Below are 14,609 nucleotides of genomic sequence, written 5' to 3'. Positions count from 1 at the left end.
AAGATCTGTGGAATAAATCGTTTGATTGCGCAGTAAACCAGCAAAAACGGATCACTGCGCAGAAAAATCAGAAGGCGCTGACAAACTTGCTGCTGTCTAACGGCGCAACACGAGCGGCTTTAAGCTGCGGCGTTCCGAGATACAAAAAGCCGACAATTTCATCCTGTTCACGACAGCCAAATGCCTCACGAACCTTAGCATCGCTGGTCCATTTACCTGTACGCCAAATGCCATTGAACCCTTGCGCCTGCGCAGCCATTTGCATCGCCATGACTGCACAGCATGCAGAAGCCACCTGTTCCCACTGCGGTACTTTGGTTTCCGTATTGCAATGGGCGACAACAGTGATGATCAATGGCGCGCGGAACGGCGCATTTTTTGCCTTCTCAATACCTTTTTCATCCAGCTGTTCTTCCAGCGCAATAGCGTGTAACAGCGAGCTTAAGCGTTCCTGCCCTTCACCTTCTACAGTAATAAAACGCCACGGTTGCAGCGCGCCGTGGTCTGGCGCACGTAAGCCCGCTTGATAAATCGCTTCTAATGCATCACCGGTTGGAGCCGGTGCCGCCAAACGTGAAGCAGATCGGCGTTGTAATAAAAGTTCAAGCGCATCCATAACGATCTCCAAAATGATCTCTTTCTAATTGATAACTGTTATCAACATTATCACGATTTGTTAACCTGTACCTCATCGTTTTTGCGCAGCATCTGGGCATAGCATAAGCTCTAATCTAAATGGCAAAGGTGTTGAGGCACCATTATGCTTGTTACAGTAATATACGGCACAGCAACCGTAACTCTGGCATAGTGAAAGCATCGTTAATCGCCGATGTTTTCAGATACTGGCGAGACGGTAACCCAAAATAATTCGAGTTGCATTGAAACGGCAAGTGAGTGACAGATTCGTCTGGAACAGATTTGAACAATGCTAGCATTGGCGCGCAGGGTGAGTCACAACGTTGAGACGAATAACCAATGCCGCCAACAAAATGCCGCTTGCAGTATGACGGGTATAAGACAATTAAATTTTATATGGAGAGCACATGCACTTTTTGTGGAGATGCATTTCAGGTGTGTTTCGATGGACCTGGCGGATACTGAATTTCATCCGTGAGTTTATTTTGAACGTATTCCTGATCCTACTGATTTTGGTCTGCGTGGGGATTTATTTCCAGATGCAAAGCAAACCGGTCGAACCGGTAAAAGGTGCGCTACTGGTTAACCTTACCGGCGTCGTCGTCGACAATCCGGCGATCAGCAATAAATTTAGCCAGTTAGGCCGAGAGATCCTTGGGGCAAACAGCAACCGTCTACAGGAAAACTCTCTGTTCGATGTGGTTGATATGATCCGTCAGGCAAAAACTGACCCTAACATTACCGGCATGGTGTTATCGCTCAATGATTTCGCCGGTGCCGATCAGCCATCACTGCAATATTTCGGTAAAGCGCTGCGTGAATTCCGCGATAGCGGTAAGCCTATCTTTGCTACCGCCGATAGTTACAATCAAGCTCAGTATTATTTAGCGAGCTATGCCAACAAAATTTACCTCTCCCCGCAGGGCGTGGTCGATTTGCATGGGATGGCTACTAATAACCTCTATTACAAAACACTGCTCGATAAGCTAAAAGTCAGCACCCATATCTTCCGCGTAGGCACTTACAAATCAGCGGTTGAGCCAATGATTCGTGATGATATGTCTCCTGCTGCGCGCGATGCTGATAATCAATGGCTGAGCGGTATGTGGAACAACTATCTGACCACGGTGGCGGCTAACCGCCAAATCACTACAGAGCAACTGTTCCCTGGCGCTGAAGGCATATTAAAAGGTCTGCAGGCCGTTGGCGGAGATACAGCGAAATATGCGTTAAGCAATAAGCTGGTCGATGCGTTGGCTTCACGCTCTGAGGTTGAGAGTCTGTTCACCAAAGCCTTCGGTTGGAATAAATCGACTAAGGATTTCAGCGCGATCAGCATGTATGACTATACGCCACCGGCGGCGAAACAAAGCGGTAGTGAAATTGCGGTAATTTTCGCCGATGGCGCAATTATGGATGGTGAAGCTACGCCGGGTAATGTTGGCGGCGATACCACCGCGAATCAAATTCGTGATGCGCGTTTGAATCCGAAAATCAAAGCCATCGTGCTACGCGTGAACAGCCCAGGTGGCAGCGTATCTGCCTCTGAAGTGATTCGTTCTGAGTTGGCTGCTGCACGTGCTGCAGGTAAACCGGTCGTCGTTTCTATGGGCGGCTTAGCGGCATCTGGCGGCTATTGGATTTCAACTCCAGCGGATTACATCGTAGCGAGTCCAAGCACGTTAACGGGTTCTATCGGTATTTTCGGTGTTATCAACACCTTTGAAAATACCTTAGATAGTATCGGCGTTCATACCGACGGTGTGGCCACCTCGCCGTTAGCTGACCTCACGGTCACTAAACCGTTGCCAGAAGCGTTCTCACAAATGATGCAAATCAACATTGAGAATGGCTACAACAACTTTATCAATCTGGTCGCCAAAGCACGTAACAAAACCCCAGAGCAAGTTGATGCAATTGCACAGGGCCGCGTGTGGTTAGGTTCTGACGCCAAGAAAAACGGTTTGGTCGATCAATTGGGTGACTTTGACGACGCAGTCAATAAAGCGGCTGAATTAGCCAAGCTGAAAACCTATCAGTTGAACTGGTTCGTTGAAGATCCGAGCTTTGGCCAAATGCTATTAGGCCAATTTACCGGCTCCGTGCAAGCCGCATTGCCATCAGCGGTTCGTGCGATGTTGCCTGAATCTCTAGTGCGTATCTCCGCGCTGCTGAAAGATAAAACAGACTGGATGTCTACGCTAAATGACCCACAAAATCGCTATGCGCTCTGCATGAGCTGCGGTGATGTGAAATAACGATTAGCACGCTTTTTAAGAGTATCTAGCTACAGCCCACCGAATTTGTTAAACCATTATTCTGGTTTATCGGCTTGGTGGGCTTTTTTTATTTGGCGTTAGCCCTATAATCCACTGCAATAGGTAATGACGCCTAATCCACCGCGAAACGCTCACCCAACAGAATCCAAAGCCATGCAGAAGAAATCCATTTACGTAGCCTACACGGGCGGCACCATTGGCATGCAGCGTTCAGAAAACGGTTATATCCCTGTTTCTGGACATCTACAGCGCCAATTAGCCTTGATGCCTGAGTTTCATCGCCCTGAGATGCCTGATTTCACCATCCATGCCTACGAGCCGCTGATCGACTCTTCCGATATGACGCCGGAAGACTGGCAGCATATTGCTGACGATATTGCCGCCAACTACGATAACTACGATGGATTTGTGATCCTGCATGGTACTGATACGATGGCGTTTACCGCCTCGGCACTGTCTTTCATGCTGGAGAATTTAGCCAAACCGGTGATTGTAACCGGCTCACAGATTCCATTAGCCGAGCTGCGCTCCGACGGGCAAACCAACCTGCTTAACGCGCTGTATCTCGCGGCAAACTATCCGATCAACGAAGTTTCTCTGTTTTTCAATAACAAGCTGTTCCGAGGCAACCGCACGACTAAAGCCCATGCCGATGGCTTTGACGCTTTCGCGTCCCCCAACTACCCAATGCTGCTTGAGGCTGGAATTAACATTCGCCGTATCGCACCATTGATGAATCAGTTGCATAGTGAGCCGTTAAAAGTACACCAGATAACGCCACAGCCGATTGGGGTGGTGACGATCTATCCGGGTATTTCAGCAGACGTTGTGCGTAATTTTTTACGCCAGCCGGTTAAAGCGTTAATTCTACGCTCCTATGGCGTGGGTAATGCGCCACAAAAAGCCGATCTGCTTGCAGAATTACAGGAAGCATCTGACCGTGGAATTGTGGTGGTCAATCTGACCCAATGCATTTCAGGCCGCGTGAATATGGAAGGCTATGCCACTGGAAATGCGCTAGCACACGCCGGCGTGATTAGCGGTTTTGATATGACGGTTGAAGCAGCGCTCACAAAGCTGCACTATCTGCTATGTCAGAATCTCACTCCTGAGCAAATCCGAGAGCAAATGAAGCAGGATCTGCGCGGCGAACTGAGTGTAACCGATTAGTCATCCTCGTCCATGACGATGAAAAAGGAATTGCCAATGTCAGCAGCATTATTGCTTATCGATCTACAAAATGATTTTTGCCCTCGCGGGGCGTTGGCGGTTTCTGAAGGTGATAGGGTCATGCCTATTGCGTTAAAAGCGATCGATATCGCGCAACATCATGGTATACCGATTATCGCAACACAGGATTGGCACCCAGCTCATCACAGCAGTTTTGCTAGTCAGTCTGGTGGAAATATTGGTGAAGTGGGCGAGCTCGCAGGTCTAGCACAGGTTTGGTGGCCCGATCACTGTGTTCAAGGTTCTGTGGGGGCGCAATTCCATCCTTCTCTGGATAGCAATGCCTTCGATCATGTTGTGCAAAAAGGCACCGACAAATCAATCGATAGCTACAGCGCATTCTTTGATAACGGGCAAAAAGCCTCAACCGAGCTACATCAGTGGCTTCAGCATCATCAGATCGACAAGCTATATGTTATGGGATTAGCGACCGACTACTGCGTGAAGTTTTCAGTGTTGGATGCGCTACGACTAGGTTATCAGGTTGTGGTCATTATCGACGGTTGTCGTGGCGTTAATATCCATCCTGATGACAGCTCAGCGGCACTGCAAGAAATGCGGGAACATGGCGCGGTATTGTCTCGGCTAGACGAAATTGCGTTCTGTGTGTAACGGATACACCACTTCGGGTAAAAAATCATAAGGGCGGGCACGCAATGCACTCGCCCTCTTCTCTTGCGACGCTACGCCTCTGGTTTCAAACGAATAATCGCGTCGCGCTCAAACCCTTTTTTAAAATCTTGTTTACTTTTCATCTCGATCTGACCTTGAGTATTGATACTCATATGCTGAGCATCAGTGTTATGTCGCGACTGCCATAACATCACCATCTGCAGGCTGTTTTCTTTCTGCTCGGGCGTTAGGCTCACGCCATCCGGCCATTTTCCCAGTTCGACCGCCGTCATTAATCGCTGATAAATCTCCGGCGTCATCGCGGCCAGCAAATCGTCAAGTTCCATTTTAAGCCTCACTAAGATGCACTTTGCTGAATCGTTTCTTCTGCGCTATAATAAGCACATAGAAAAGAGTTTCGTTAACCCTGAGTCTTTTCGCCAGAGTCTTCATCGGTGAAGCTGAGTGAAGCAGAATTCACACAGTAACGTTCACCGGTTGGCTGAGGCCCATCAGGGAAGACATGCCCCAGATGCGCATCACAATGAGCACAGCGAATTTCGGTACGCTGCATGCCATGTGAGTTATCTTCAAGATAACGGATAGCATCTGCGCTGACAGGCTGGTAAAAGCTAGGCCAGCCACAGCCGGAATCATATTTGCTGTTTGAGTAAAACAGTGGACTGTTACAGCACAGGCAGTGATAAATGCCGTCCTGTTTATTGTGTAGCAGTTTGCCGCTGAATGGCGGCTCAGTGCCCCGCTGTTGTGTAACGTAGCGTTGCATCTCAGTTAAATCGTTTGGGTGTTGAGTAGAGAAATCGTCTTTAGCCATTTGTGCGTTCTCAAAGAGGTGTTTTAATTTATTGCCGCTCACTTTTTTTGGCGATTAATTATAACAAACAGTTAACAATGGTTCAGCCGATTTTGGTCTAAACTGTTTAGCGAAGCGGCGGCAGCCTCATTTTTGTGACAGGCATCACAAATGAGAGTCGAGATGGATTGAGACTCAAAGGACTGCCCCCATGTATAATCCGAAAAGAGTGTTAATTGGGAGCGTGTAATTACTGTTCGTGTCAGGTTTGTGCTTTGATTTACAGCAAGAATTGACACGATTCCGCTTGACGCTTTATAAGGTTTTTGTAATTTTACAACCAACCTTTTATACCCTAAATAATTCGGGTTGCAGGAAGGCGGCAACTGAGTGAATCTTTAGGCGCTTACGTCAGTAAGTGACTTCGGTAATCACAAGCAGCCAACACACATGCAACGTGAATTAGGACGGGAATATTCACTAACCAATAGCTGGTGGAATATATGACTATCAAAGTAGGTATCAACGGTTTTGGCCGTATCGGCCGTATTGTTTTCCGTGCTGCTCAAGAACGTTCTGACATCGAAATCGTTGCAATCAACGACCTGTTAGACGCTGAGTATATGGCTTACATGCTGAAGTACGACTCTACTCACGGTCGTTTCAACGGCACTGTTGAAGTTAAAGATGGCCACTTAGTCGTTAACGGCAAAACTATCCGTGTTACCGCAGAACGTGATCCGGCTAACCTGAAGTGGAACGAAGTCAACGTTGACGTTGTTGCTGAAGCTACCGGCCTTTTCCTGACTGACGAAACTGCACGTAAGCACATCGCTGCGGGTGCTAAGAAAGTCGTTCTGACTGGTCCTTCTAAAGACAACACCCCTATGTTCGTTATGGGTGTAAACGATAAAACTTACGCTGGCCAAGATATCGTTTCTAACGCATCTTGCACCACTAACTGCCTGGCTCCACTGGCTAAAGTTCTGAACGACAAGTTCGGTATCGTTGAAGCGCTGATGACCACTGTTCACGCTACCACCGCTACTCAGAAAACTGTTGATGGCCCGTCTCACAAAGACTGGCGCGGCGGCCGCGGCGCATCCCAGAACATCATCCCTTCTTCTACCGGTGCTGCTAAAGCAGTAGGTAAAGTTATCCCTGAGCTGAACGGTAAACTGACTGGTATGGCGTTCCGCGTTCCTACCCCTAACGTTTCCGTTGTTGACCTGACTGCACGTCTGGAAAAACCAGCGTCTTACAAAGACATCTGTGCAGCAATGAAAGCCGCTTCAGAAAACGAACTGAAAGGCATTCTGGGTTACACCGAAGATGACGTAGTTTCTACTGACTTCAACGGCGAAGTTTGCACTTCAGTATTCGATGCTAAAGCGGGTATCGCGCTGAACGACAACTTTGTGAAACTGGTTTCTTGGTACGATAACGAAACTGGCTACTCAAACAAAGTTCTGGATCTGATCGCTCACATCTCTAAATAATTTAGTGATAAGCTGATGAGAGGGCGACATTCGTGTCGCCCTTTTTTTTGGTTTTTGCACCTAGCATATGAAGGCCAATCTAATGTCACAGCAAAATCTGTCTGAAAAGATCTTCTCCCTGCCCGTTCAAGAACAAATCACTCCCTATATTTCCCAACGCCAGATCGACGAACTGCCCGTTGTCGTGGTTAATCATCCGAAAGTACGTGCTGCGGTTACCTTGCAAGGCGCACATTTACTGACGTGGCAACCGTCCGGCGAGAAACCTGTTTTATGGCTGAGCAGTGAATCTGCATTCAAAAATGGTGTAGCTATTCGCGGCGGTATTCCAATCTGTTGGCCGTGGTTTGGCCCTGCAGGACAACCTGCGCACGGTTTCGCTCGTAATCTGCCGTGGACATTAACTGCACATGACGAAGATGAGAATGGCGTAATCTTAACCTTCACGCTTGAGCAAAGCCCTGAAAGTAAAAAATATTGGCCGCATGATTTTTGCCTGATTGCCCGCTACAAGCTAGGCGCAGAATGTGAGATGGAGTTGGAGTCTCACGGCGAGTATGATTATGCCGCAGCGCTGCACACCTACTTCAATATCGGTGATATTACGCGTGTTGACGTGAGTGGCTTAGGCACTCCGTATATCGATAAAGTCAACTCAGGTACGGGAGAACAGCAAGGCAACCTCACTTTTGCTACTCGTACTGACCGCATTTATACTGCACCAGAACCTTTTAGCGTCATTACCGATAAAGCGCTGCAGCGCGTGATTGAAGTACACCACCACAACAACACCGATGTTGTCGCGTGGAATCCATGGTCTGAACTCTCTGTAAGCATGGCCGACATGCCAAACGACGGTTACAAAACCATGGTCTGTGTCGAAACTGCGCATGTCACTAGCCCGCTCAAAGCTTCCGTCGATAACCCGACTCGCCTCTCTGTCACGCTGCGTACTCACGCGCTTCGTTAATCCGACGTGACTCACTGACAAAAAAGGGACGCTCAATGCGTCCCTTGTTATTTACGAGTCGTTTCGTATCCAATCGCCTGATTAGAAGGTGTATGTCACACCCGTCCACAGCAGACCGCTGTAGCTCTTATCAATCATTGGGCTGTCTTTAACTTCATCGCTCAGACGGATATAGCGGCCAGTAAAGAATGCGTTCCAACTGCTGTTAATCTGATAACGAGCGGTTAATTCAACGTATGGGTTCCAGCTATCGTCAGCCGTATAACGCTTGTAGCCGCTACGGTTAGACTCGCTGCCGCTAACGCCGAAGTAGTAATCGTTCTGGTTAGCGCTATTCCATGTTACACCCGCGCCCGGCGTGAACGACCATGCACCTGCGGTGATCGGGAATAGATACGCAGCATCAGCAATTAAGCCGTTGCTGTTATCCAGAATGTCACCAGCAAATGAGGTACGGATAGAGCCCCAGTCTTCTTTATGCGTATAAGAAACACCAGCCATCACGGTTGAGTGACGGTTGCTCAGCTGTTTCATGTGACGATCGTCGCTGTCGCTTGCTTTGAAATGCAGCGGGTTATAGAAAGCCATTACGCTCAGCTGATTCTGCTCATCCTTCCACAGGTAGTAACCTGCGGTCAGACTGCGGAAATAAAAATCATCGCCTTCATAGTTAATAATTGGAACAGGATATACGCGATCGTTATTGCCGCGATAAGGATCTGGACTCACTAAAGCTGATGCGCCCAATGACCAGGTTCCAGCCTGTGCAGCACTTGTCGCTGCCAGTACTAATAGCCCTAGCGTAGTTAATTTTAATGTTTTCACGTTTTTTCTTGTCCCTAACTAAATAGTCTATAAACAACGCGCTGATTGTAGACCAAAAACTTGTTTTAAGTCGATTTTTTACAAAATTGTTTGAACATTCGGAATCATTAACCCTATCAAACAGGCTATACCGAAAAACGGCTCATTATCGCCGCCATTTTGTATATTTCTTATAACGTCAATAGCATAAATAAATATTTGTCGTAGCGGATTCGGCGAAAATATTGGCAGTCTTGTATTTTTTTCATCTTAAATGCTGGATTTATCGCTTTTTACTCAAGTTTATCCAGCATTTATATCTGAATACTTTTCAAAGCGCCGAAAACACATATGCAAATCTTGTCTGTCCGTAACTTGACCAACTGAGGAAAGCCGATCATAACAATATGGTAACAGTTTCAAAATTTTAACCCCCAAAATGAAGACTGTTACTTTTTTGTTCCCAACCATTTTATCAGGACGGGCATCGCTATGAACATATTTGACCACTATCGCCAGCGTTACGAAGCTGCCAAGGACGAAGAGTTCACTCTGCAGGATTTCCTTACCATCTGCCGCCAGGATCGCAGCGCCTATGCTAACGCCGCTGAGCGTCTGCTAATGGCTATCGGCGAGCCTGCCATGATAGACACCGCGCTTGAGTCCCGCATGTCGCGTTTGTTCTCAAACCGGGTCATAGCCCGCTACCCTGCTTTTGAAGAATTCTATGGCATGGAAGAAGCCATTGAACAAATCGTGGCGTATCTAAAGCATGCCGCACAAGGTCTGGAAGAGAAAAAACAAATCTTGTATCTACTGGGGCCGGTCGGCGGTGGTAAATCATCTCTGGCTGAACGTCTCAAAGCGTTGATGCAGCGAGTTCCAATTTATGTTCTGAGCGCCAACGGCGAACGGAGTCCGGTTAACGATCATCCGCTATGCCTGTTCAATCCTCAAGAGGACGCCAATATTCTGAATAAAGAGTATGGCATTCCTCCACGCTATCTCGGCACCATCATGTCGCCGTGGGCAGCAAAACGCCTGCATGACTTTGGTGGCGATATTACCAAATTTAAAGTGGTTAAAGTCTGGCCGTCTATTTTGGAACAGATTGCCATTGCGAAAACCGAACCCGGCGATGAAAACAACCAAGATATCTCTGCGCTGGTGGGTAAAGTTGATATTCGTAAACTCGAAAATCATGCCCAGAACGATCCTGATGCCTATGGTTATTCCGGTGCGCTATGCCGTGCAAACCAAGGGATGATGGAATTCGTGGAAATGTTCAAAGCGCCAATCAAAGTGCTGCATCCGTTGCTGACCGCTACTCAGGAAGGCAACTACAACGGCACCGAAGGCATTTCCGCCCTGCCGTTTAACGGCATTATTTTGGCGCACTCAAACGAATCAGAATGGGTGACGTTCCGTAACAACAAAAACAACGAGGCATTCCTTGACCGTGTTTACATCGTCAAAGTGCCTTACTGCCTGCGCGTCTCCGAAGAGATGAAAATCTACGACAAACTGCTTAACAACAGTGAGTTGGATCATGCGCCGTGCGCCCCCGGTACGCTGGAAACGCTGGCTCGTTTCTCAATCTTGTCTCGTTTGAAAGAACCCGAGAACTCCAGCATCTATTCAAAAATGCGGGTGTATGACGGCGAAAGCCTGAAAGATACCGACCCCAAAGCCAAGTCATATCAGGAGTACCGTGACTATGCGGGCGTGGACGAAGGGATGAACGGTCTTTCGACGCGTTTCGCCTTTAAGATCCTGTCACGCGTATTCAACTTCGATCATGCCGAAGTGGCCGCCAACCCGGTTCATCTGTTCTATGTTCTTGAACAGCAGGTTGAGCGTGAACAGTTCCCACAGGATGTCGCAGAGAAATACCTTGAGCACCTTAAGGGTTATCTGATCCCGAAATACGTCGAGTTCATCGGCAAAGAGATCCAGACCGCGTATTTGGAATCTTATTCTGAATACGGTCAAAATATCTTTGACCGCTATGTCACCTACGCCGATTTCTGGATTCAAGATCAAGAGTATCGCGACCCCGAAACCGGCCAACTGTTTGACCGTGAGTCACTGAACGCTGAGCTGGAGAAAATTGAAAAACCCGCGGGTATTAGCAATCCGAAAGATTTCCGCAATGAAATCGTTAACTTCGTGCTGCGTGCCCGTGCTAGCCATAATGGGCATAACCCAAACTGGACGAGTTACGAAAAACTTCGCACCGTTATCGAGAAGAAAATGTTCTCCAATACCGAGGAGCTGTTACCCGTTATCTCGTTCAATGCCAAAACTTCTACCGATGAGCAGAAGAAACACGACGATTTTGTCGACCGTATGATGGAGAAAGGCTATACCCGCAAGCAGGTTCGTCTGCTGTGCGAGTGGTATCTGCGAGTTAGAAAATCATCATAATACGCGTAACCAAGACCGTGTCGACCATTGGCCGACACGGCTCACCCGAGTTGGCAGACGGGAAATTACGGCGTATTTCAGACGGTAACGTCGTTTGGGGGAAATATGGCCTATTTCATTGATCGGCGATTGAACGGTAAGAATAAAAGCATGGTCAACCGCCAGCGCTTTTTACGCCGCTATAAGTCGCAAATAAAGCATTCCATTGCTGATGCCATAAATAAACGCTCAGTGACCGACGTTGAGAGCGGAGAATCCGTTTCCATTCCCAATGAGGACATCAGCGAACCGATGTTTCATCAAGGACGTGGTGGCGAGCGTCATCGCGTCCATCCAGGCAATGACCATTTTGTACAAAACGATCGCATTGAACGCCCACAAGGCGGAGGCGGCGGTGGCGGAAGTGGCCAAGGTGAAGCAAGTAAAGACGGCGAAGGTGAAGACGAATTCGTTTTTCAGATTTCCAAAGACGAATATCTGGATCTTCTGTTCGAAGATTTAGCGCTGCCTAATTTACGGAAGAATCAATACAAACAGCTGACTGAGTATAAAACCCATCGTTCAGGTTTTACCTCAAATGGCGTACCTGCCAATATCAGCGTGGTACGTTCATTACAAAACTCCTTAGCACGTCGCACGGCAATGACGGCAGGAAAACGGCGCGAATTGCATGAATTGGAGAACGTGCTGGAGCAGTTACGTCATAGCGAACCGGCACAACTGCTGGAAGAAGAGCGTATTCGTAAAGAGATTGCGGATCTGCGTCAACGTATCGACCGGGTTCCGTTTATCGATACATTCGACTTACGCTACAAAAACTACGAGCGTCGACCTGAGCCCTCCAGTCAGGCGGTGATGTTTTGCCTGATGGACGTCTCCGGTTCTATGGATCAAGCCACGAAAGATATGGCGAAGCGTTTTTACATCCTGCTCTATTTATTCTTGAGCCGAACCTATAAAAACGTGGATGTCGTGTATATCCGCCACCACACTCAAGCCAAAGAAGTAGACGAACAGGAGTTTTTCTACTCGCAGGAAACCGGTGGCACAATTGTCTCAAGCGCGCTGAAACTGATGGATGAAATTGTACGCGAGCGTTACAACTCGGCCGAGTGGAACGTTTACGCGGCGCAAGCATCCGACGGCGATAACTGGGCCGATGACTCACCGCTCTGCTCTGAGCTACTGGCAAATAAATTGCTACCGCAGGTGCGGTATTACAGCTACATCGAAATCACCCGCCGAGCGCACCAAACGCTATGGCGTGAATACGAAGGTCTCCAACAACGTTTTGAGAACTTTGCGATGCAGCATATCCGAGAACCTGACGATATCTACCCGGTATTCAGAGAACTGTTTCAGGCTCAAGTCAATAAGAACTGAATCCCCCAAACCGCCAACGCAGCAGATCATGTCGTTGGCGGTTTTCTGTTCTGTCTCCCCTGACACCTTCATTTACAACTGAACATTTGTGAGATTGTGCTGTCTGTCACAATCTAGAGAACAGTTTTTTTGTCACTTTTGCATCAGGAATATCGTCTTATGCAGCAACCTCTTCACCGAACAACACACTGGTCAGAAGTGTGGCAGCTCATTAAGCCCTATTGGGTTTCTGAAGAAAAAGTCAGCGCCTGGACTCGACTCATTGCGATTATCGCTCTCACGCTGGCAGGCGTTTATATCAACGTTTTGTTCAACGAATGGAACCGCGTTTTTTACGATGCGTTGCAAAATCGCAACTACGCCGTGTTTAAGGCGCAGTTAATCCGATTTAGCTATCTGGCGGTGATCTTCATCATCATTGCCATCTATCGGATCTATCTGACACAGGGGCTACAAATGCTCTGGCGTCGCTGGATGACTGAGAAATACATGAGTAAATGGCTGTCCCATCAAGCCTATTACCACACGGAAATTCAGCAGACCATTGATAACCCCGATCAGCGTATATCTCAGGATTTAAACGCGCTGACCAACGGCACCCTATCATTAAGCCTTGGGTTACTCTCCAGTCTGGTGACGCTGTTTTCCTTTGTCGCAATTCTGTGGAGCGTTAGCGGTTCAATTTCATTTATGCTCAGTGACCATGAGTTCGTTATTCCCGGCTATATGGTGTGGTTTGCGCTGTTGTATGCGGGCATGGGCTCGGTATTGATTTGGTGGATTGGACGTCCACTGGTTGGGCTAAGTTTCGACCAAGAGCGCTTTGAAGCGAACTTCCGTTTCGGCCTGATCCGTATCCGTGATAACGCCGACCCGATTGCGCTTTATCATGGCGAACAACAGGAAAAAAACCAGCTCAGCGGTCAATTTGAAAATATCCGTAGCAACTGGTGGTCGATCATGCGCCTAACCAAACGTTTGAACGTCGCTTCAACGTTTTACGATCAGTTCGCCAATATTTTCCCCATTTTGGTCGCATCACCACGCTATTTCTCAAACGCTATTCAGCTTGGCACATTGATGCAGGTGGCTTCCGCATTTGGACAGGTTCAGGGAGCGCTGTCGTGGTTCATTGGTGCGTTTACCGATTTGGCATCATGGAAAGCCTGTGTCAACCGTTTAGCGGGCTTCAATGCGGCCATCTCTGCAATTGAGCAGCAGCCCAATAATATTTCCCGCACGATCACCACCGATAGCGATGATTCGCTGATTGCGCGCGATCTTTCTCTGTGCCTGCATCAGGGGCGTGAACTCTTCAGCCATGTTAATTTACACGCACGCCGTGGTGATAAAATCCTTATCACTGGCCCTTCAGGCTGTGGTAAATCAACGCTGTTACGCGCGATCGCCGGAGTTTGGCCTTATGGGCAAGGTGAAATTTCGCAGCCGGACAGCGACAAGAAAAACGTATTGTTCCTGCCACAGCGTAGCTATTTACCTATTGGCACACTGCGTGACGCGCTGTGCTATCCACGCGGATCACAAGGCGTTAGTGATGAAGAGTTGCAACAGGTATTGAAGGCGTGTCGTTTACACCATCTGCATCAAGCACTGGATATTCGAGCGAACTGGACTCACCAACTGTCTCCCGGCGAGCAGCAGCGCCTGTCGTTTGCCCGTGCCTTGGTAATAAAACCTGATGTACTTTATCTTGACGAAGCCACCAGCGCTCTGGACGAAGAAACCGAACAGCGCGTTTATCAGTTACTTAATCAAAGACTGCCAGATACCACCCTGATTAGCGTGGCGCATCGCAGCAGCGTGGCGCCATTCCATAATATACGCTGGAAATTTGTCAAACAGGCCGATGCGACTCAGGAAGAAGCATACTACTCAGCCCCATCGGTGATCGAAATCAGTTCACTGGCCCATTAAATAGTCACCCCGCCATTCTT

Annotated in this window: 12 protein-coding genes; 8 read left to right on the top strand and 4 right to left on the bottom strand. The window is 48.2% G+C overall.

What is annotated here, in order from left to right; genetic code table 11:
• Window positions 1-67 precede the first annotated feature (67 nt).
• Entirely contained in the window at window positions 68-616 is a 549-nt protein-coding gene (locus M988_RS08225; protein WP_008813737.1) for an NAD(P)H nitroreductase, read from the bottom strand.
• Window positions 617-1,043: 427 nt separating this feature from the next.
• On the opposite strand from M988_RS08225, the gene sppA reads away from it, so the two are divergent.
• The 3 genes from sppA to pncA all read left to right on the top strand — a co-directional run bounded on the left by sppA (window position 1,044) and on the right by pncA (window position 4,757).
• Window positions 1,044-2,894, top strand: coding sequence for a signal peptide peptidase SppA (sppA, locus tag M988_RS08220; protein ID WP_064573635.1), 1,851 nt, complete (start codon window positions 1,044-1,046; stop codon window positions 2,892-2,894).
• A gap of 174 nt (window positions 2,895-3,068) precedes the next feature.
• Window positions 3,069-4,085, top strand: coding sequence for an asparaginase (gene ansA, locus M988_RS08215; protein ID WP_008813740.1), 1,017 nt, complete (start codon window positions 3,069-3,071; stop codon window positions 4,083-4,085).
• 36 nt (window positions 4,086-4,121) lie between these two features.
• Window positions 4,122-4,757, top strand: a complete 636-nt coding sequence (gene pncA, locus M988_RS08210) for a bifunctional nicotinamidase/pyrazinamidase (RefSeq protein WP_064573634.1) — start codon at window positions 4,122-4,124, stop codon at window positions 4,755-4,757.
• A gap of 71 nt (window positions 4,758-4,828) precedes the next feature.
• On the opposite strand, the gene M988_RS08205 is transcribed toward pncA, so the two are convergent.
• Window positions 4,829-5,104 (bottom strand): YeaC family protein, encoded by a 276-nt coding sequence (locus M988_RS08205; protein ID WP_004093042.1) that lies wholly within the window; start codon window positions 5,102-5,104, stop codon window positions 4,829-4,831.
• Window positions 5,105-5,178: 74 nt separating this feature from the next.
• Entirely contained in the window at window positions 5,179-5,592 is a 414-nt protein-coding gene (msrB, locus tag M988_RS08200) for a peptide-methionine (R)-S-oxide reductase MsrB (RefSeq protein WP_008813743.1), read from the bottom strand.
• A 482-nt stretch (window positions 5,593-6,074) separates the two neighbouring features.
• Between msrB and gapA the strand changes: the two genes are divergently transcribed.
• Window positions 6,075-7,070 (top strand): glyceraldehyde-3-phosphate dehydrogenase, encoded by a 996-nt coding sequence (gene gapA, locus M988_RS08195; RefSeq protein WP_008813744.1) that lies wholly within the window; start codon window positions 6,075-6,077, stop codon window positions 7,068-7,070.
• A 97-nt stretch (window positions 7,071-7,167) separates the two neighbouring features.
• The gene (locus M988_RS08190) at window positions 7,168-8,040 is read left to right on the top strand and encodes a D-hexose-6-phosphate mutarotase (RefSeq protein WP_064573679.1); all 873 of its coding nucleotides are present in this window, start codon (window positions 7,168-7,170) and stop codon (window positions 8,038-8,040) included.
• Between the two features lie 81 nt (window positions 8,041-8,121).
• Here M988_RS08190 and M988_RS08185 read toward each other — a convergent pair whose 3' ends face one another.
• Window positions 8,122-8,865, bottom strand: coding sequence for a MipA/OmpV family protein (locus tag M988_RS08185; RefSeq protein WP_008813746.1), 744 nt, complete (start codon window positions 8,863-8,865; stop codon window positions 8,122-8,124).
• Between the two features lie 471 nt (window positions 8,866-9,336).
• Between M988_RS08185 and M988_RS08180 the strand changes: the two genes are divergently transcribed.
• From M988_RS08180 to M988_RS08170, 3 genes are all read left to right on the top strand, one after another.
• The gene (locus M988_RS08180) at window positions 9,337-11,271 is read left to right on the top strand and encodes a PrkA family serine protein kinase (RefSeq protein ID WP_008813747.1); all 1,935 of its coding nucleotides are present in this window, start codon (window positions 9,337-9,339) and stop codon (window positions 11,269-11,271) included.
• A 105-nt stretch (window positions 11,272-11,376) separates the two neighbouring features.
• Window positions 11,377-12,654: a YeaH/YhbH family protein gene (locus tag M988_RS08175; RefSeq protein ID WP_004093035.1), complete on the top strand. Its 1,278-nt coding sequence runs from the start codon at window positions 11,377-11,379 to the stop codon at window positions 12,652-12,654.
• Between the two features lie 159 nt (window positions 12,655-12,813).
• A complete protein-coding gene (locus M988_RS08170; RefSeq protein ID WP_064573632.1) occupies window positions 12,814-14,589 on the top strand; it encodes an ABC transporter ATP-binding protein/permease in 1,776 nt (591 codons plus the stop codon).
• Window positions 14,590-14,609: the final 20 nt, after the last annotated feature.

It is taken from the genome of Hafnia paralvei ATCC 29927, from assembly GCF_001655005.1.
Lineage (GTDB): Bacteria > Pseudomonadota > Gammaproteobacteria > Enterobacterales > Enterobacteriaceae > Hafnia > Hafnia paralvei.
Note: the sequence above shows the minus strand (reverse complement) of the source record. Positions and strands in the feature narration are given on the sequence as shown.